15 protein-coding genes are annotated in these 17,825 nt (G+C 65.0%); 6 read left to right on the top strand and 9 right to left on the bottom strand.

The window, feature by feature from the left end; all coding sequences use genetic code 11:
* Positions 1–64: 64 nt before the first annotated feature.
* On the bottom strand, positions 65–1,504 hold the full coding sequence (locus tag OOJ09_RS26605) for an aldehyde dehydrogenase family protein (RefSeq protein WP_269908044.1): 1,440 nt from the start codon (positions 1,502–1,504) through the stop codon (positions 65–67).
* A gap of 279 nt (positions 1,505–1,783) precedes the next feature.
* Here OOJ09_RS26605 and OOJ09_RS26610 point away from each other — a divergent pair, with 279 nt between their 5' ends.
* The 6 genes from OOJ09_RS26610 (at position 1,784) to OOJ09_RS26635 (ending at position 10,150) form a co-directional block, all read left to right on the top strand.
* Positions 1,784–2,443 (top strand): TetR/AcrR family transcriptional regulator, encoded by a 660-nt coding sequence (locus OOJ09_RS26610; RefSeq protein ID WP_269908045.1) that lies wholly within the window; start codon positions 1,784–1,786, stop codon positions 2,441–2,443.
* A 210-nt stretch (positions 2,444–2,653) separates the two neighbouring features.
* Positions 2,654–5,065 carry a GcvT family protein gene (locus OOJ09_RS26615; protein ID WP_269908046.1) on the top strand — a complete coding sequence of 804 codons (2,412 nt, stop codon included), beginning with the start codon at positions 2,654–2,656 and terminating at the stop codon, positions 5,063–5,065.
* Positions 5,066–5,147: 82 nt separating this feature from the next.
* The gene (locus OOJ09_RS26620; protein ID WP_269908047.1) at positions 5,148–6,401 is read left to right on the top strand and encodes a sarcosine oxidase subunit beta; all 1,254 of its coding nucleotides are present in this window, start codon (positions 5,148–5,150) and stop codon (positions 6,399–6,401) included.
* A 71-nt stretch (positions 6,402–6,472) separates the two neighbouring features.
* A complete protein-coding gene (locus OOJ09_RS26625) occupies positions 6,473–6,739 on the top strand; it encodes a sarcosine oxidase subunit delta (RefSeq protein WP_269908048.1) in 267 nt (88 codons plus the stop codon).
* A complete protein-coding gene (locus OOJ09_RS26630) occupies positions 6,736–9,618 on the top strand; it encodes a sarcosine oxidase subunit alpha family protein (RefSeq protein WP_269908049.1) in 2,883 nt (960 codons plus the stop codon). The genes OOJ09_RS26625 and OOJ09_RS26630 overlap by 4 nt, the downstream gene beginning before the upstream one ends.
* Positions 9,611–10,150: a hypothetical protein gene (locus OOJ09_RS26635; protein ID WP_269908050.1), complete on the top strand. Its 540-nt coding sequence runs from the start codon at positions 9,611–9,613 to the stop codon at positions 10,148–10,150. The genes OOJ09_RS26630 and OOJ09_RS26635 overlap by 8 nt, the downstream gene beginning before the upstream one ends.
* Before the next feature lie 16 nt (positions 10,151–10,166).
* Here OOJ09_RS26635 and OOJ09_RS26640 read toward each other — a convergent pair whose 3' ends face one another.
* The 8 genes from OOJ09_RS26640 to OOJ09_RS26675 form a co-directional block, all read right to left on the bottom strand.
* Entirely contained in the window at positions 10,167–10,652 is a 486-nt protein-coding gene (locus tag OOJ09_RS26640) for a hypothetical protein (RefSeq protein WP_269908051.1), read from the bottom strand.
* A gap of 120 nt (positions 10,653–10,772) precedes the next feature.
* The gene (msuE, locus tag OOJ09_RS26645) at positions 10,773–11,333 is read right to left on the bottom strand and encodes an FMN reductase (RefSeq protein WP_269908052.1); all 561 of its coding nucleotides are present in this window, start codon (positions 11,331–11,333) and stop codon (positions 10,773–10,775) included.
* A gap of 64 nt (positions 11,334–11,397) precedes the next feature.
* Positions 11,398–12,645: an SfnB family sulfur acquisition oxidoreductase gene (locus OOJ09_RS26650; RefSeq protein WP_269908053.1), complete on the bottom strand. Its 1,248-nt coding sequence runs from the start codon at positions 12,643–12,645 to the stop codon at positions 11,398–11,400.
* Positions 12,646–12,668: 23 nt separating this feature from the next.
* Positions 12,669–13,460 (bottom strand): ABC transporter ATP-binding protein, encoded by a 792-nt coding sequence (locus OOJ09_RS26655; RefSeq protein WP_269908054.1) that lies wholly within the window; start codon positions 13,458–13,460, stop codon positions 12,669–12,671.
* Between the two features lie 80 nt (positions 13,461–13,540).
* A complete protein-coding gene (locus OOJ09_RS26660) occupies positions 13,541–14,878 on the bottom strand; it encodes an ABC transporter substrate-binding protein (RefSeq protein WP_269908055.1) in 1,338 nt (445 codons plus the stop codon).
* Positions 14,879–14,945: 67 nt separating this feature from the next.
* A complete protein-coding gene (locus OOJ09_RS26665) occupies positions 14,946–15,986 on the bottom strand; it encodes a branched-chain amino acid ABC transporter permease (RefSeq protein ID WP_269908056.1) in 1,041 nt (346 codons plus the stop codon).
* A gap of 3 nt (positions 15,987–15,989) precedes the next feature.
* Positions 15,990–16,886 carry a branched-chain amino acid ABC transporter permease gene (locus OOJ09_RS26670; RefSeq protein WP_269908072.1) on the bottom strand — a complete coding sequence of 299 codons (897 nt, stop codon included), beginning with the start codon at positions 16,884–16,886 and terminating at the stop codon, positions 15,990–15,992.
* Positions 16,886–17,821, bottom strand: coding sequence for an ABC transporter ATP-binding protein (locus OOJ09_RS26675; protein ID WP_269908057.1), 936 nt, complete (start codon positions 17,819–17,821; stop codon positions 16,886–16,888). The genes OOJ09_RS26670 and OOJ09_RS26675 overlap by 1 nt, the downstream gene beginning before the upstream one ends.
* Positions 17,822–17,825 lie beyond the last annotated feature (4 nt).

The following is a 17,825-nucleotide window of genomic DNA, read 5'->3' on the forward strand; positions in this document are numbered from 1 at the left end:
ATTGGCCTGCGCCCGTTTAGCCTGCGCCCGTTTTAGCCTGCGCCCGTTTTAGCCTGCGCCCGTTTTAGCCTGCGAACGTGTAGGCCGTCTTCACGGTGGTGTAGAATTCCGCCGCATAGCGGCCCTGTTCGCGCGGGCCGTAGCTCGACCCCTTGCGCCCGCCGAAGGGAACGTGGAAGTCGACACCCGCCGTCGGCAGATTGACCATCACCATGCCGGCCTCCGAATTGCGCTTGAAGTGGGTGGCATGCTTGAGGCTCGAGGTGCAGATGCCCGACGTCAACCCGAAAGGCGTGTCATTGGCGACAGCCAGCGCCTCGTCATAGTCCTTGACGCGAATGACGCTGGCGACAGGCCCGAAGATCTCCTCGCGCGAACTGCGCATGGCGTTGGTGGCCTCAGTCAGCAGCGCAGGGCTGAGATAGAAGCCCGGCGTCTTGCGGTCGAGCCGCTCGCCGCCGAAGGCGAGCGTAGCGCCTTCCCTGACGCCAACGGCGATATAGTCCTCGTCCTGCTTCAACTGGGTGGCGTCGACGACCGGGCCGATCTGGGTCTGTGCATCGAGCGCGTCGCCGACGACCAGTTTGCTCATGCGATCCTTGAGGGCATCGACGAAACGGTCGTGGATGCCGTCGGTCACAATAAGCCTGGATGAGGCCGTGCAGCGCTGGCCGGTCGAGAAGAAGGCGCCATTGAGCGCGCAATCGACGGCGACCGCAAGATCGGCGTCGTCGAGCACGACCAGCGGGTTCTTGCCGCCCATTTCGAGCTGGAACTTGCGCATGTGCTCGATGCTTGCAGCAGCGACGCGTTTTCCCGTGCCGACCGAGCCGGTGAAGGTGATGGCGTTGACATCGGGGCTGTCGAGCATCGCCTGGCCGACCACCGAGCCCTTGCCCATGACGAGGTTGAGCACGCCCTTCGGCAGGCCGGCGCGATGCAGGATGTCGACGATGGACCAGGCGCTCTCGGGAACGAGTTCCGCCGGCTTGAAGACGATGGTGTTGCCATGCGCCAGCGCCGGAGCGATCTTCCACGCCGGAATGGCGATCGGGAAATTCCACGGCGTGATGATGCCGACCACGCCGACCGCTTCGCGGGTGATCTCAACGCCGACGCCCGGCCGAACGCTTGGCACGACCTCTCCCGACAGGCGCAATGTTTCGCCGGCAAAGAAATCGAATATCTGGGCGGCGCGAATGGTCTCGCCGATGCCCTCGGCCAGCGTCTTGCCTTCCTCGCGCGCCAGGTTGCGGCCGATCTCGTCCTTGCGCGCCAGAATCTCGTCCGAGGCTTTCTTCAGCACCGCGTGGCGCGCCAGCGGACCGGAACGGGACCATGCCGGAAACGCCGCCTTGGCCGCGGCGATCGCCTGCTTGGCCTGTTCGACACCCGCCGAGGCATATTCGCCCACGACGTCACCGGTATCCGAGGGGTTGATGTTGCGGGAACCGGCGTCGCCGACCCATTCGCCATCGATGAGGTTCTTTCTAAAGGTAGTCATGTCCTTCGTCTTTCCCTGGCTCACTGGCCGCGCGGCGGCATCTGTCTGAATTGGTATTTGACAGACAATTGCCTTGCGGGAAAGCACGCACTGAGCCGGTAGCCGCGACAAAAATCCCCTGACTTGCCGTCACGCCGGTGGCGTGGCGGCGACAGCATCCTATTGGCCCACAACCCGGCCATCGTCCGTGACGCCTCGCTCGAGCCAGATCGAATTGCTCTGTACACAGATGTCCATAGCCTTGATTTGCACGATGCGGCGTGCCATGCGTCGTGGTTGATGGCGGCACTCGAAACGACGATCCAGCGCGCCGGCGCCACCGGCAACATCAAGGCCACTCGCGAAGACTGGCTGAAGCTTGCGCTTGAAACGTTGATCTCCGATGGTGTCGAACGCGTCCGCGTGCTGACGCTTGGCCAGAAGCTCGATGTCTCGCGCTCGAGCTTCTACTGGTACTTCAAGAGCCGGCAGGATCTGCTCGACCAGTTGCTGGACTACTGGCGGCAGACCAACACCAGGTTCATCGTCGAGCGTGCCGGACGACCTTCCGCGACCGTCATCCGCGGGGTGATGAGCATTTTCGAATGCTGGGTGGACGAGCGGCTGTTCGATCCCCAGCTGGATTTCGCGATCAGGGCCTGGGCTCGTCGCTCCCCCGCCATCAGGCGCGCGCTCGACGAGGCCGACGAGGAGCGCGTCAACGCCATTCGCGACATGTTCATGCGCCATGGCTATGACGAGGAAGACGCGTTCGTGCGAGCCCGCGTGCTCTATTTCATGCAAATCGGCTACTACTCGCTGGAGCTCAACGAGCCGATGAGCAGCCGCATCACATACGTCGCGTCGTATCTGCGCAGCTTCACCGGGAAAGAGCCTTCGGCGGAGGATATCGAGGACTTCTCGCGCTATGTCGAGAAGACGCTTTCCGCCAACCGGTAGGCGCCGCCATCGGTCGCCGCGACCTGACAATTTCGCTTACTCCCAATAGAAAGCGCGTTCGTTTCTGCCCGACAGGCGCAAGCGGCGCCTTCCGTTGCGTTGGCGTCAACAGGGGCCACATCGACGGTGCGATCCCTTGCCCGCAATGCACTAGACACAGATGTACAATGCCAATAGATTGCGCCGCAAAACCGGGTGGAGTGCGACAGGATGAAATCCCAATACCGGGCGATCGTCATCGGCGGCGGCGTGGTGGGAGCCTCGGTGCTCTATCACCTGGCGAAATTCGGCTGGAGCGATGTCGCGCTGATCGAACGCGAGGTGCTGACCGCCGGGTCGAGCTGGCACGCGGCCGGCGGCTTCCATGCGCTGAACGCCGACCCCAACATCGCCGCGCTGCAGGCCTATACGATCGACCTTCTGTCGGAAGTCGAGACGGAATCGGGCCAGAACATCGGCATGCACATGACCGGCGGCATCTCGGTTGCGTCCGCGCCGGAGCGCTGGGAATGGCTGAAGGCCTCCTACCGCATCTTCCAGACGATGGGCATAGACGACGTCCATCTGGTCGGCGTCGACGAGATCAGGCAGCGCTGCCCGATCCTCAACACCGACGGCATGCTGGGCGGCCTCTATGCCGCGCGCGAAGGCCATATCGACCCATCGGGCGTCGTCCATGCCTACGCCAAGGCCGCCAAACGGCGCGGCGCCGACATCATTGAGCACAACCGGGTGCTGGAGCTCAACCGCCGCGCCGACGGCAGCTGGGACGTGGTCACCGAGAAAGGCACGGTGATTGCCGAGCATGTCGTCAATGCCGGCGGCCTGTGGGCCAAGCAGGTCGGCAGGATGGCCGGCATCGACCTGCCCGTTTCGCCGATGGAACACCACTATCTCGTCACCGAGGCGCTGCCCGAGATCCAGGCGCTGGACAGGGAGTTGCCGCTGATCGTCGATCTCGAAGGCTTCACCTACATGCGCCAGGAGCAGAAGGGCCTGCTGCTCGGCATCTACGAGATCAACCACAAGCACTGGAACATGGACGGCGCGCCGTGGGATTACGGCATCGAGCTGATCCAGGAGGACACCGATCGCATCGCCAACGAGCTGGCGCTCGGCTTCAGCCGTTACCCTTGCCTGGAGACAGCCGGCATCAAGCGCTGGGTGAACGGCGCCTTCACCTTCTCGCCGGACGGCAATCCGCTGGTTGGCCCGGTGCGCGGCGTTCCCAATTACTGGGTGGCCTGCGGCGTCATGGCCGGCTTCCTGCAAGGTGGCGGCGTTGGCAAGTCTCTCGCCGAATGGATGATCCACGGCGAGCCGGAAGCCGACGTCTACGGCATGGACATCGCCCGCTATGGCGATTTCGCTTCCAACCGCGAATACATCAGGCAGACGACCGGCCAGTTCTATTCGCGCCGTTTCGTCATGAGCTATCCCAACGAGCAGCTGCCGGCCGGGCGGCCCTTGAAGACGGCCGGCGCGCATGATGGCATGGATGCCGCCGGCGCGCGCTGGGGCAATTCCTGGGGCATGGAAGTGCCGCTCTATTTCGCGCCGCAAGGGTTCGTCGAAACACCGACGCTGAAGCGCTCCAACGCCTTCGACATCGTCGCCCAGGAATGCCGCAAGGTGCGCGAGGGCGTCGGGCTGCTCGATATCACCGCCTTCTCGCGCTACGAGATCACCGGACCACAGGCGAAAGCCTGGCTCGACCGGCTGCTCGCCTGTGCCTTGCCCAAGCCAGGTCGCGCAAAACTCGCGCCGATGCTGGGCGGGAACGGCAAGCTCAAGGGCGACCTCACCGTCTTCAACTGGGGCGACGGGAGCTGGTGGATCATGGGGTCCTACTATCTGCGCCAGTGGCACATGCGGTGGTTCGAACAGCACCTTGCCGACGGCGTCACCGTCCGCGACATTTCGGACACGGTCGTCGGCTTTTCGCTCGCCGGCCCCAATGCCCGCCGCCTGCTCGAACGGCTGACGCACCAGGATGTCTCGCACGAAGCCTTCGGTTTCCTCGCCTGCAGGGTGCTGGATGTCGGCCTGGTTCGAGCCAAGGCCGGGCGGCTCTCGGTCATCGGCGAACTCGGCTACGAAATCCATTGCCAGGCCAATGAGCATGCGGGGCTGCGCCGAGCGCTGCTTGCGGCAGGCAGCGACCTCGGCGTCACCGAATACGGCTTCGGCGCGGTCAATTCGCTGCGGCTCGAAAAGAGTTTCGGCATCTGGTCGCGTGAGTTCACGCAGGATTACACACCGGCCGAGACCGGCATGGACCGCTGGATCGCCTTCGACAAGGGCGACTTCGTCGGCCGCGAGGCGGCTCTGAAAGAGCAGAAGTCCGAATCCAGACGCACGTTGGTGACGCTTGAGATCGATGCAGCGGACGCCGATGCCAGCGGCTACGAACCCGTCTGGAGCAAGGGCCGGCTTGCCGGTTTCGTCACCTCCGGCGGCTACGGCCATACGGTTGGCAAGAGCCTCGCCATGGCACTCGTCGAGCGCGAGGCGGCTGATATCGATACGCAGTTGACAACCCATATCGTCGGCGTCGAAAGAGGGGCGCGCGTCATCGCTTCGTCGCCATACGATCCGCAAGGCAAGGCGATGCGGGCATGACCAATCGAACCGGTGCCGTCCGTGCAAAAGACCATGTGATGATCGACGTTCCTTTCCGGAAATCAGGCTTGTCGGGCACGCCATGACCCGACGCTATTCCGCTCTGTCGCTATTCAAGGAAGGTCTGGCCGGCCAGACCGGCTGGCGGCCGGCCTGGCGCTCGCCCGAACCGAAGCCAACCTACGATGCGATCGTCATCGGCGGCGGCGGCCATGGGCTGGCGACGGCCTATTACCTCGCCAAGAATCACGGCATCGCCCGGGTGGCGGTGCTGGAAAAAGGCTGGATCGGCGGCGGCAACACCGGCCGCAACACCACGGTGGTGCGCTCCAACTACTATTATCCCGAAAGCGTCGAGCTCTACGGGCTGGCGCACCGGCTCTATGAGGGACTGTCGAAGGACCTGAACTACAATGTCATGCTGTCGCAGCGCGGCATGGTCAATCTCTGCCACTCGACCGCTGAAATGGAGATCGGCGCGCGCACGGTCAACGCCATGCAGATCAACGGCATCAATGCGGAGCTGTTTTCTCCCGAGGATGTGCGCCGGGTGGCGCCGATCTACAATTTCTCAGCCGATGCCCGTTTCCCGGTGTTCGGCGGCATCTGGCAAAGCAGAGCCGGAACGGCGCGCCATGACGCGGTCGCCTGGGGGTATGCGCGGGCGGCAAGCCGGCTCGGCGTCGACATCATCCAGAACTGCGAGATCACCGACTTCATCATCGAGGGCGGCCGCTGCCGGGGCGTGCAGACGACGCGCGGCGCCATCCGCGCCGACCGCATCGGCATGGCGGTGGCCGGGCATTCCTCGGTGCTGGCGGCCAAGGCCGGCTTCCGGCTGCCGATCAATTCCTATGCTCTGCAGGCCTGCGTTTCCGAGCCGGTCAAGCCGATCCTCGACACGGTCGTGCTGTCGCCCGGCTGCGGTGTTTATGTCAGCCAGTCGGACAAGGGTGAGATCGTCATTGGCGGCGGGCTCGACCGCATCCCGTCCTATGCGCAGCGCGGCAATTTGCCGACGCTGGAGACAGTCATCGCCGGGCTGCTGGAGATGTTCCCGATCTTTGGTCAATTGAAGCTGATGCGGCAATGGGCAGGGATCGTCGACGTCGTGCCGGACTCCTCGCCGATCATCGGTGAATCGCCGCTCCCCAACCTGTTCCTCAATTGCGGATGGGGCACGGGCGGCTTCAAGGCCATCCCCGCCGGCGGCACCCTGCTGGCGAACCTGCTGGCGACCGGCAAGCACAATGACATCAGCCGCCCGTTCGACCTCGATCGCTTCGCTAGCGGACGGCTGATCGACGAAGCGGCCGGCTCCGGCATCGCGCACTGATGCATGTCGCCCAAAAGTGCACAGCGGTTTTGGGGCAACGACATGCATAAAGGCAAAGACTAGAGGATCTTATGCAGCTTTTCCCTTGCCCGTTCTGCGGCCCGCGCGACGAGACCGAATTCCACTATGGCGGCGATGCCGGCAACGCCAGGCCGGACGGCACCCAAGTGCCGATCGACCGCTGGGCAAACTATCTCTATCTGCGCACCAACCCGAAGGGCACCACGCGCGAAATCTGGGTTCACATGACTTGCGGCGAGTTCTTCGTCATGGACCGTGACACCGTCACCCACAAGGTGCTGTCCTCGGCCGCCCTTGGCGGGGAGCGCGCGGCGTGACCGCCTCGCGTCTTGCCACCGGCGGCAGCGCCATCGACCGCTCGCGCCCGATCCGCTTCAGCTTCGACGGCGCCACCGTGCACGGCTTTGCCGGCGACACCATCGCCTCGGCGCTGCTGGCAGGTGACGTGGCGGTTGTCGGCCGCAGCTTCAAATATCACCGGCCGCGCGGCATCTGGGGCGCCGGCGTCGAGGAGCCGAACGCGCTGGTCGACATCGGCGGCCCCCGGGCGACGCCGAACACGCGCGCCACGACCGAGCCCGCGCGCGACGGGCTGGTTGCGAAAAGCGTCAACGCCACGCCCAATGCGCTGGCCGACCGCAACGCCTTCCTCGACCGCTTTTCGCGCTTCATTCCGGCGGCGTTCTACTACAAGACCTTCATGTGGCCGGACTGGCATATGTTCGAGCCGCGCATCCGTGCCATGGCGGGACTGGGCAAGGTCGATACGGACTGGACCTCGCCGGGAACATCGGACCAGATCAATCATCATTGCGACGTGCTGGTGGTGGGCGCCGGGCCGGCCGGACTGGCGGCGGCAAGGCTTGCAGCCGGCACGGGTCTGTCCGTCATACTTGTCGACGACCAGCAGAGACCGGGCGGATCGCTCGGCCACCGCGCCGGCGAGATCGACGGCAAGCCGGCGGCCGTCTGGGTCGAGGAGACGGTTGCGGCGCTAACCGCTGGCGGTCACCTGATCCTGCCGTCGACCACCGCCTTCGGCATCTACGACCACAATCTGGTCGGGTTGAACCAGCGCCATTCCGACGGCCGGCCGGACACGTTGTGGCGAGTCAGGCCGCGCCACATCGTGCTGGCGACCGGCGCCATCGAGCGGCCGCTGCCCTTCGCCAACAATGACCTGCCGGGCATCCTATCGGCGGATGCGGCACTCGCCTATCTCCGGCGGCATGCGGTGCTCGTCGGACGGCGCGTCGTCGTCGCCACCAACAATGACAGCGCCTATGAAGTCGCGCAGGCGCTCGCCGAGGCCGGCGCCGATATCACGCTCGTCGACATCAGGCCCGATGGCATGCCCGCCACCCCGGCCAAGGTGCGATTGATCAAGGGGCGGGCGCTTGCCGCCGCCAACGGCAGGCTGCGCGTCGAGGGCGTGACGCTTGATGACGGCACCAGGCTCGATGCCGACTGCGTGCTGGTCTCGGGCGGCTGGACGCCGACCCTTCATCTCTTCGGCCAGGCCAGGGGCAAGCTCGCCTGGAGCGAGGCGCGCGCCGCCTTCCTGCCGGGCGATCCGGTCGACGGCATTGCCGTCGCCGGCGCGGCCGCCGGCGCGGTTTCCTTGTCGGAGGTGTTTGCCAGTTCGGCGAAGGCGGTTGCATCGCTTGGCCAGACGAAAGCGGCAATGCCGGCCAGCACCGGACCGGAGGCGACAGGCGGCATAACAGCGGCATGGCCGATACCCGGCTCGAAGGGACGCATCTGGATCGACTATCAGAACGACGTGACGGTGAAGGACGTCGAACTGGCAGCGCGGGAAAACTTCGTCTCGGTCGAACATCTCAAGCGCTACACCACGCTCGGCATGGCGACCGACCAGGGCAAGACCTCCAACCTGCCCGGCCTGGCGCTGATGGCTGGGATCACCGGCCGCACGGTGCCCGAGGTCGGCACCACCACCTATCGCCCGCCGTTCACGCCGGTGCCGCTGGCGAGCTTTGCCGGCGCGCGCGCCGGCGAGTTGATGGCGCCGGTGCGCCGGCTGCCGCTGGAAAACGTACATCGCGCCAGCGGCGCGGTGTTCCAGGAATATGGCGGCTGGCTGCGCCCGGCTCACCATGGCGGCGGCGCCGACGCGGACGGCACCATTCAGGACGAGGCGCGGCGCGCCCGCCAGTCGGTCGCGCTGTTCGATGGTTCGACGCTGGGCAAGATCGAGGTGATCGGCCCGAAGGCGGCCGAGTTCGTCGATTTCATCTACTACAACACCATGTCGACGCTGAAGCCGGACCGCTGCCGCTATGGCTTCATGCTGTCGGAAAACGGCGTGGTCTTCGATGACGGCGTGCTGGTGCGGCTGGACGAGCATCGCTTCATCGTGTCGTGTTCATCCTCGCATGTCGCGGCGGTGCATGCACGGCTGGAGGAATGGCGCCAGGACCGCTTTGGCCGCGACGCGGTCTACATCCACAACGCCACATCAGAGATGGCGACGCTCACCGTCTCGGGACCGAATGCCCGGAAGCTGCTCCAAGCGCTGGATCTCGGCCTCTCTCTCGACGATGCCGACCTGCCGCACATGGCAATCGGCCATGGCACCTATGCCGGTGACGAGGTCCGCATCGCCCGGGTCAGTTTTACCGGCGACAGGAGCTACGAGATTTCGATCCGGGCTGATCGCGCCGAGCCGCTATGGGCGCATCTGCGCCAGGCCGGACAAGCCTTCGATGTCGCTGTCATCGGCCTCGAGGCGCTGATGATCCTGCGCGCCGAGAAAGGTTTCATCGTCATCGGCAAGGACACTGACGGCACCACGCTGCCACACGATCTCGGCGTCGAGGGCCCGCGCGGCAAGCGCCAGACCGAATTTGTCGGCCGCCGCTCGCTGTTCACCGAGGAAGCGTCGCGCGGCGACCGGCTGCAGCTTGTCGGGCTGACGGTGCCGCAAGGCGAGGCGCCGCTGCCGACAGGCGCGCATGGCATCAGACGGAGCGATGGCAAGCTAAACAGCCAGGGCTTTGTCACCTCGAGCTACCAAAGCCCGACGCTTGGCCGGCCGGTCGCGCTTGGCCTGATCGAACGTGGCGCCGCCCGCCATGGCGAGGCGATCGAAATCCAGCATCTCGGCAAGCTCAGGACGGCGACGATCGCCGCCCCTTGCGCCTTCGACCCCGCAGGAGAGCGGCTGCATGCGTGATCTCGCGGAAAAATGGTCCGTCGCGCCGGACTGGCAGTCGGCGGTCATCACCGCGCCCGGCCTTGTGGTGCGAGCGATCCCGGATCTCAACCAACTGCTGGTCAGCGGCGATCTCGACGCCTGGGCGCGAGTATCCGGCGTGGACTGCAGCGCTGTCGGGGCCTTCGGCACCGCGCAAGGCGACCGCTATGCGGCGCGGCTGGCGCGCGACCGGCTGCTGGCCGTGTCGAACAGCCCGCTCGCCATCGCCAAGGGCTGGCACGCAGAAGGCTTCGCCGTGACGGAGATCAGCGCCGGGCTGCAGGTGTTCGAGGTCGAAGGCCCGGCGCTCAACGCTTTCATCGCGCGTGGAACGACGCTCGACCCCAGCCAAGCGAGTGCGAGCGCCGCGTTTTCCTTCGCCGGCATCAACGCCGTCGTCTATCGCCGCCAGGACAGGCTGCGCATCCATGTCGACCGCGGTCTCGCCGCCTATCTCTGGACATGGATGGAGCAGGCCGCAGGCCATATCGCGGCGGGTTCATCAAATTAGACTGCCATGATCTCGCTCAGAGCGTGAACGACCAGAACAGGCAGGCCAGCGTCGCGGCGGCGAACACCACGAAGAACAGGCTGCGCAGCAACACGTTGCGGCGCAGTTCGTTCATGACGAAGTGGCAGCCGATCACCGCAGCGGCAAACAGGAATCGCCAGTTCAGCAACGCCCACAGGGCGCCGCCCTGACCAAAGGCCCATCGGGCGAGAAGACCGCCGACGATGGTGGCAAGCAGCACGATCGCCGTCCAGAACAGGGCGTCCGCGGCATGGGTGAGGACAATGCTGGCCGCCCTGATCGGCAGGATCATCATCAACAGCGCGCTGAAGAAATAGATGGCAGCCAGCGGAATGAACGTCCCGGCATCGGCGATGCCGTCGAGACGCCTGACGCCGATCGCGCCGTAGGGATAGCCGTGCCTGGCCACCGCCAGGCTCAACGCCATGAGCAGAGCGGTCAGCACCGCGACGAGTGCGAAGGACGTGAGGGCTTTGCTCATGGTGTTCCTGTCCCGGACGAATCAGACAGGAACAGATGTAACCGCCGGTCGTAAATTGCGCGTAAGCGAAGTTGCCGCGATGCGGGATTTCGACCCTGGCACGATCCGTGTCGCGGCAGGCTATTCGGCGGCGATCCTGCCTGCGGAGCGGTTGGCCAGCACGAAGCCGACCTCATCCACCGCCTGCGCCGCCCGCTTCAGGATCGCCTCGGAGCGCAGCACGCCGTCGGTGAAATCCTTGTCGGTGGCGTAGACAGCCGTGGGTAGCGTGAAGGCTTCGAAGAAGCCGAACAGCGGCCGCAACTGGTGCTCGACGATCAGGGCATGACGCTCGCCGCCGCCGGTCGCCGTCAACAGGATGGGCTTTCCCCGCAACGCGGCCGGGTCGATCAGGTCTAAGAAATGCTTGAACAGGCCGGTATAGCTGCCCTTGTAGGTCGGCGATCCCACGACGAGCACGTCGGCGGCCAGGATTTGAGCCAGGATCGGTTGAGCCTGGCCGTCGAGATCGCGGGCCCATCGTGCCGTGCCGAGTGATGGACCGACATCCTCTATGTCATAGGTGCTCGCCGACAGGCCGTGCCGGACGGCGATGTCCCTGGTGACCAGATCGACGAAAGCGCGCGTCTTTGACGGCCGGGTGATGTTGCCGGAAAAGCCGACGACGGTTGGATTTGACATGGCAGTGGGCCTCTTGGATGGTCGGAATTTTACCGTGGCGGGCCGTTCGCCCACCGGTGGGAAATCAGCTCCAGGCGTGCAGGGGCGGGTTCTCGCCGTTGAGGAAATACTTGCCCAGGATCGAATATTTCCAGCGCACCGGATCGTGCAGCGTGTGGGTGCGGGCGTTGCGCCAATGCCGGTCGAGATTGTGCTCGGCCAGCGTCGAGCGGGTTCCCGCCAGTTCGAAGAGCTTGTTGGTGGCGGCGATGGCGATTTCGGTCGACAGGATCTTCGCTTCGGCGGTGACGATCTGCGCGTGCGCCACCGTCTCGGTAGTCGGCTCGATCACTGCCCGGTCGATTGCAAGGCCAGCCTTTTCGAGCAGCGCCTGCGCCGCGTGCAGCCGCAGCGTCAGGTCGCCGATGGCCTGGATGGTGTAGGGATCGTCCCAGGCATTGTCGACGCCGCTGTCGATCCAGGCGCGGCTCCTGGTCCTGACGAAACTGACCGTCTCGTCGATCGCCGCCTGGGCGATGCCGGTGTCCACCGCCACCTGGATGATCTGGAAGATGGCGCCGTCAGCGGTCGGCTTGTCGTAGCCCTTGTAGCCGGGCACCAGGTGCGTCTTCGGCACCTTGACGTTGTCGATGATGACGGTGCCGGACAGCGTCGTGCGCTGGCCGAAGCTCGACCAATCGTCGATGACCGTCAGGCCGGGGGCGCCACGATCGGCGATCGCATACCAGGCGCGGCCCTCGTCATCGAGCGCCACGATCGGCACCAGATGGGCGAGCAGGGCACCGGACGAATAGAATTTGCGGCCGTTGACGACCACATGATCGCCGGCATCGGTGAAGCGGGTCTCGAAATCGGCGGCGCGCTTGGAGCCGAACTCGGAAAAGGCGTTGCCGAACCGCGTGCCTTTCAGCACTTCGGCGAACAGCAGCTTCTGCTGATCCTTGTCGGACACGGTGCGGATGGCGGCGACGACGCCAAGATGGTTCTGCGCAACCTGGCCGATCGAGGAATCCGCCGCCGAGATGATCTCGATCACCTTGGCCAGCGTCGCGTAGGACAGTTCGGGGCCACCGAATGCCTTGGGCACGTTGATCGACCACAGGCCGCTCTGCGAAAACGCGTCCAGTTCGGCAACCGGCCAGATCCGCTCGCGGTCGCGTTTGGAAGAGTCCTTGACGAATTCGGCGGCGAGCCGGTGGGCGACCGCAATCGCCTCGGCGTCATCCTTGATGATGTGGGCCGGTGCGGTTGGCCGCGCGACTGGCGGTACGGCGGCGGAAGCCTGGTCTGTCTTGACGGTCGAGACTGTCATATCACTGCTCCTTCGGATTTGTTTCAGGCTACGGCATGGAGATGAGCGGGCTTGACGGCAGGCGATGCCTGTTGCCCGAGATAGAAGGCCCGGACATCCTCGCGCTGGCGAAGGTCGGCGGCGGCGCCAGAGAGGACGGAGACGCCGTTTTCGAGCACCGTGGCGTGGTCGGCATATCCGAGGGCCACAGCCGAGTTCTGCTCCGCGACCAGGATCGACAGGCCGGTCTCGCGGTTGAGTTTTCTGAGCGTCCGGAAGATGTCTTGGACGATGAGCGGGGCGAGCCCCATCGACGGTTCGTCGAGGACCAGCAGACGCGGCCGAGACATCAGCGCGCGGCCAATCGCGGTCATCTGCTGTTCGCCGCCGGAGGTAAGCCCGGACAATGTCCGGCGCTTCTCCTTGAGGCGAGGGAAATAGCCGTAGATCCGCTCGAGATCCTGGTTGATCTCGGCACGGCTGCCGCTGCGGCCGATGCCGCCGGCGACCAGGTTTTCCTCGACAGTAAGGCTCTTGAAGCAGTGGCGGCCTTCCAGCACCGGAACCAGGCCGGCGCGCACGAGGTCGCCGGGCTTGCGGCGGGTGACATCCGCGCCTTCATAGCGGATGGTGCCGGCATTGACCTGGCCGCGCTCGGCCGGCAACAGGTTGGAGACGGCCTTAAGCGTGGTGGTCTTGCCGGCGCCGTTGGCACCGAGCAGCGCCAGGATTTCGCCGCGCCTGATCTCGAAACTGACGCCGTGCAACGCCGTGATGGCGTGGTTGTATGTGGCATGGATCGCGTCCACCGCAAGGATGACGTCATCGTTCGGCATGGGCTCTTCTTCCGCGGTTCGAGGAACCGTAAAGGGCCGGGCGCGACGGAGAGCTCTCCGTGGCGCCCGGCATTGGCTGATCAGTTGGTGGTCACGGCGTTGGCATCGTCGGCGGTGCGCAGCTTGATGCCCTTCTCGGCGGCGTAGGCCTCGGCGGACTTCTCGATGATCGGCCGCAACAGCGCCCAGTCGGGTGCGATCCAGTCGGAGACGACGTTCCACTTCTTGCCGTCCCACTGCTGGAAGGTCACGTAGCCTTCACCCTCGTGATTGTCCCAGCTGACATTGATCGAGTGGAACAGGTCCTTGGCGCCGAGCGCCTCGACCTTGGCCGGATCGAGCTTGAGGTGTTCGAAGCCCCAGCGGACCTCGTCGCCGGTCAGCGTGCGATGGCCGAACTTTTCCTGCGCGACGCGGATCGCCTCGACATTGAGGATGCCGTTGACGATGCCGAGATTGTGGTAGACCGAGCCAATGCGCGACTTGTCTTCCAGATTGCCCTTGCCGGCGCCGTAGACCGTCTTCACGATCTCCTGCACCACCGGGTAGCTGTTGCCGGAAGCCTGGGTGGTGATGGCGGTGTAGCCCTTGGCGGCGTCGCCGGCCGGGATCACATCCTCTTCCGAATTCGACCAGACATTGCCGACGATATGATCGACGGGATAACCGACCTTGACCGCGGTCTTCAGTGCCACCGGGTTCATCACGCCCCAGCCGCGCAGGACGACGAAGTCCGGCTTGGCGCGGCGGATGGTCAGCCATTGCGACTGCTGCTCGTTGCCGGGATGCGGCACTTCGATCTGCTGCACGGTGAAGCCGTATTTCTGCGCCAGCAGCTCATAGATCGGGATGGTCTCCTTGCCGTAGGGAGAGCCGTGATAGAGCACGACGATTTTCTTGCCTTTCAGCTTGTCGATGCCGCCTTCCTTGGAGGCGATGTAGTTCACGATTCCGGACGTCTCGCTGTAGGGGTTGAGCAGCAGCGGGAAGACGTAGGGGAAGACGCGTCCGTCGGTGGAATCGGTGCGGCCATGGTTGACCGTTATCAGCGGCACCTTGTCGGCGGTGATGCGGTCGATCATGGCATAGGCGATGCCGACCGAGAGCGGGTTCCAGGCGGCGGCACCGGCATGGCTCTTCTGCCGCTCGTAGCATTCGACGCCGCGCTCGACCTCGTACTGGGTCTCGCATTCGTCCCAGGTCAGCTTGACACCGTTGACGCCGCCGTCGCGGATGTTGATGAGGTTGAGATAGTCGATGAAGCCGCCGAAGAAACCGGTGCCGCCGGCCGCGTAGGGCCCGACGCGATAGCTTTGCAGCGGGAAATACTGTTCATCGGCGTGGGCGGCGGGCAAGGCCACCGACACGATCATCGCCGCGGACAGCGCCGCCGCCTTGACTGTGCTCAGGAAGGTCATTGTCGAGGTACTCCCGGTAAGGGCCGTCTTGGGTTCGGCCTCTGGTTCATTTTCGAATGCATGGAGCTCATGTCGACTGCCAGGCGAACAGGAGCCGTCTTCGGACCCTGTCCCACAGGGCCACCAGCCCGTCGGGTTCCAGGATCAGAAACAGGATGATGAGCGCGCCCAGCACGATGCGCTGGCTCATGTCGAGGACGCCCGAGTCGAAGAGATCGCCGAGCAGAAAGCCGCCGAGGCGAGACAGGGCGAGCGGAAAGACGACGATGAGGGCGGCGCCGAAAAAGGCGCCGCGCATCGAGGCAAGGCCGCCGATGATGATGATGAACAGGATCTGGAATGACCGATCGAGATCGAAGCCAGCCGGTTCGACGGTCCGGAGATAGGCGAAGGCCCAGATGACGCCGGCGACGCCGATGATGAAGGACGAGATGGCAAAGGCCAGCAGTTTGGTCTTCAGCACTGGTATGCCGATGATACGGGCGGCGGTTTCATTGTCACGGATGGCGATAAAGTTGCGCCCGGTCTGCGACGAAACCAGCCGGTGGGCGAGGAAGGTCAGGATGGCGACGATGGTCAAAGCAAAGAGATAGCGGCCGATTGCGCCATCGAGCGCGAAGCCGGCTATCGAAAGCCTCGGCGCATCGATGACGCCGGAAGCGGAGTCATTGGAGAACCAGCTGAACTTGGTGAGTGCCCACTGCACGAAGAACTGCGCAGCCAGCGTGGACACCGCCAGGTAGAAACCCCGTAGCCGCAGGCTCGGCAGGCCGAAGACGATGCCGATCGCGGCCGCGGCGAGACCGGCCAGGACAATGCTGCCGATAAGCGGCAGTCCCTCGACCCGCAGGTTGAAATTATAGGCGGCGAAGGCGCCCGCCGCCATGAACGCGGCACTGCCCAGCGAGACCTGGCCGGCATAACCGGTGAGGATGTTGAGCCCGACACCAGCGAGGCTGAGTGCCAGGAACGGCAGCAGGATAGCCTCGAACAGGTAGCTCGAGCCGATCAGCGGCACGACCCCGTAGGCGAAGGCGAGCAAGAGCACAGGCGCGATCCATTTCGGCAGCGCCGGCGCGGACGGGAAATCGCTTGATATCGCGGTCATGGCTCAGATCCTTTCCACGAGCTTCTGGCCGAAGAGGCCGGACGGACGGATCAGCAGGAAGACGAGCGCGACGACATAGGCGAACCAGCTCTCGATACCGCCACCGAAATAGTCGCCGATGTAGACCTCGGCGAGCTTCTCGCTGGCGCCGATCAAGAGCCCGCCGACGATCGCGCCGAGGATGGAATCGAAGCCGCCGAGCACCAGCACCGGCAACGCCTTGAGCACCACCAGGGACAGCGAGAACTGCACCCCGAGGCGAGCGCCCCAGAGCAGCCCCGCCACCAGAGCGACGAGACCGGCCGCCGCCCACACGGTCGCCCAGATCAGCGGCAGCCTGAGGCCGACCGCAAGGGCGGCGAACTGGTCGTCGGCGACGGCGCGGAAGGAGAGGCCGATGCGGGTGTAGCGGAAGAACAGCGACAGCAGGAGAACCATGGCGGCTGCGACCACAGCCGCGAAGATGTCGAACTGGCTGATCAGCACGCCGCCGATTTCCAGCGGCACGTCCTCGATGCCGAGGTCGAGACCGTGGACCTGCGTGCCCCAGATCAGCTGGGCGGCGCCCTCGATGATGTAGGAGAGGCCGAGCGTCGCCATGAACAGGGTGATCGGCGGCTTGTTGGTGAGCGGCCTGAGCACCGTGCGCTCGATGGCGACGCCCATCGCCACCATGATGGCGAAGGTGACCACCAGCGCCAGCGCGAACGGAACCCCGCGCTCGACAAGGCTGACGAAGGTGAGTGCGGCGAACAAAAGCATCGCGCCCTGCGCGAAATTGAGCACGCCCGAGGTCTTGTAAATCAGCACGAACCCAATCGCGACCAGCGAATACATGACGCCCGAAAGCAGGCCACCTGTCAGCACTTCGAGGAAGAACTGGTAGTCGAAGTCGGCGATCATATGCCTGCCCCGTCTTCGTTGTCGGAGGCGACTCCGAGATAGGCATCGATGACGCGCTGATCGTTCCTGACTTCGTCGGGCGTGGCGTCGGCGATCTTGCGGCCGTAGTCGAGAACGGCAATGCGGTCGGACAGACCCATGACAACGCCGACATCATGCTCGATCAGCACGACGGTGGTGGCGAAGCGGTCGCGCGCCGCGCGGACGAAGACCGCCATCTCGCTCTTTTCGCTTGCGGTCATGCCGGCCATCGGCTCGTCCAGCAAAAGCAGCCGCGGCTGCGCAACCAGCGCGCGGGCAAGCTCAACCCGCTTCTGCAGCCCGTAGGGCAGCGTGCCGGCAAGGCGATCGCGGACCGCGGTCAGGTCGAGGAATTCGAGGACCTGGTCGGCGCGGCTCAGAGAGTCGCGCTGCTCGCCGCGCGACCGGCCGATGCCAAGCACCTGGCCGGCAAAGTTGGAGCGGACCTTGTAAGCGAGGCCGGACGCGACATTGTCGAGGACGCTGAGGCCCTTGAACAGAGCAAGGTTCTGGAAGGTCCTGGCGACGCCGAGATGCGCCAGCCGCTGCGTCGGCACCTGGGCATAACTGACGCCATCGAGCAGGACATGGCCCCGGTCCGGACGGTAGACGCCGCTGATGACATTGATCAGCGAGCTCTTGCCGGCGCCATTCGGGCCGATGATCGCACGGATCTCGCCGGGGCGAACCGACAGGTCCACGTCGGCCAGCGCGACGACACCGCCAAACGACAGGCCGATGCCCTGAAGCGAAAGCAGCGGAGAGGCGACAGCGGCAACAGATCCTGTCGGCTCGACGCGGCCTTCGGACTGCTGCTCCGACCACAGGCTCGACGGCAGGCCGCGCGCAAAGACTTCGGGCGCATAGGCGGAAGCCTCGATCACTCCGAGCGTATAACTGGGCAACGGCATTCCA

The organism is Mesorhizobium qingshengii (assembly GCF_027563465.1).
GTDB classification, from domain to species: domain Bacteria; phylum Pseudomonadota; class Alphaproteobacteria; order Rhizobiales; family Rhizobiaceae; genus Mesorhizobium; species Mesorhizobium qingshengii_A.

Coding starts and splice junctions, on each gene's coding strand:
- OOJ09_RS26665 (WP_269908056.1), bottom strand. CDS start 15,986: ATGACCGCGATATCAAGCGATTTCCCGTCCGCGCCGGCGCTGCCGAAA.
- OOJ09_RS26610 (WP_269908045.1), top strand. CDS start 1,784: ATGGCGGCACTCGAAACGACGATCCAGCGCGCCGGCGCCACCGGCAAC.
- OOJ09_RS26675 (WP_269908057.1), bottom strand. CDS start 17,821: ATGCCGTTGCCCAGTTATACGCTCGGAGTGATCGAGGCTTCCGCCTAT.
- OOJ09_RS26655 (WP_269908054.1), bottom strand. CDS start 13,460: ATGCCGAACGATGACGTCATCCTTGCGGTGGACGCGATCCATGCCACA.
- OOJ09_RS26650 (WP_269908053.1), bottom strand. CDS start 12,645: ATGACAGTCTCGACCGTCAAGACAGACCAGGCTTCCGCCGCCGTACCG.
- OOJ09_RS26635 (WP_269908050.1), top strand. CDS start 9,611: ATGCGTGATCTCGCGGAAAAATGGTCCGTCGCGCCGGACTGGCAGTCG.
- OOJ09_RS26640 (WP_269908051.1), bottom strand. CDS start 10,652: ATGAGCAAAGCCCTCACGTCCTTCGCACTCGTCGCGGTGCTGACCGCT.
- OOJ09_RS26605 (WP_269908044.1), bottom strand. CDS start 1,504: ATGACTACCTTTAGAAAGAACCTCATCGATGGCGAATGGGTCGGCGAC.
- OOJ09_RS26660 (WP_269908055.1), bottom strand. CDS start 14,878: ATGACCTTCCTGAGCACAGTCAAGGCGGCGGCGCTGTCCGCGGCGATG.
- msuE (WP_269908052.1), bottom strand. CDS start 11,333: ATGTCAAATCCAACCGTCGTCGGCTTTTCCGGCAACATCACCCGGCCG.
- OOJ09_RS26620 (WP_269908047.1), top strand. CDS start 5,148: ATGACCCGACGCTATTCCGCTCTGTCGCTATTCAAGGAAGGTCTGGCC.
- OOJ09_RS26615 (WP_269908046.1), top strand. CDS start 2,654: ATGAAATCCCAATACCGGGCGATCGTCATCGGCGGCGGCGTGGTGGGA.
- OOJ09_RS26625 (WP_269908048.1), top strand. CDS start 6,473: ATGCAGCTTTTCCCTTGCCCGTTCTGCGGCCCGCGCGACGAGACCGAA.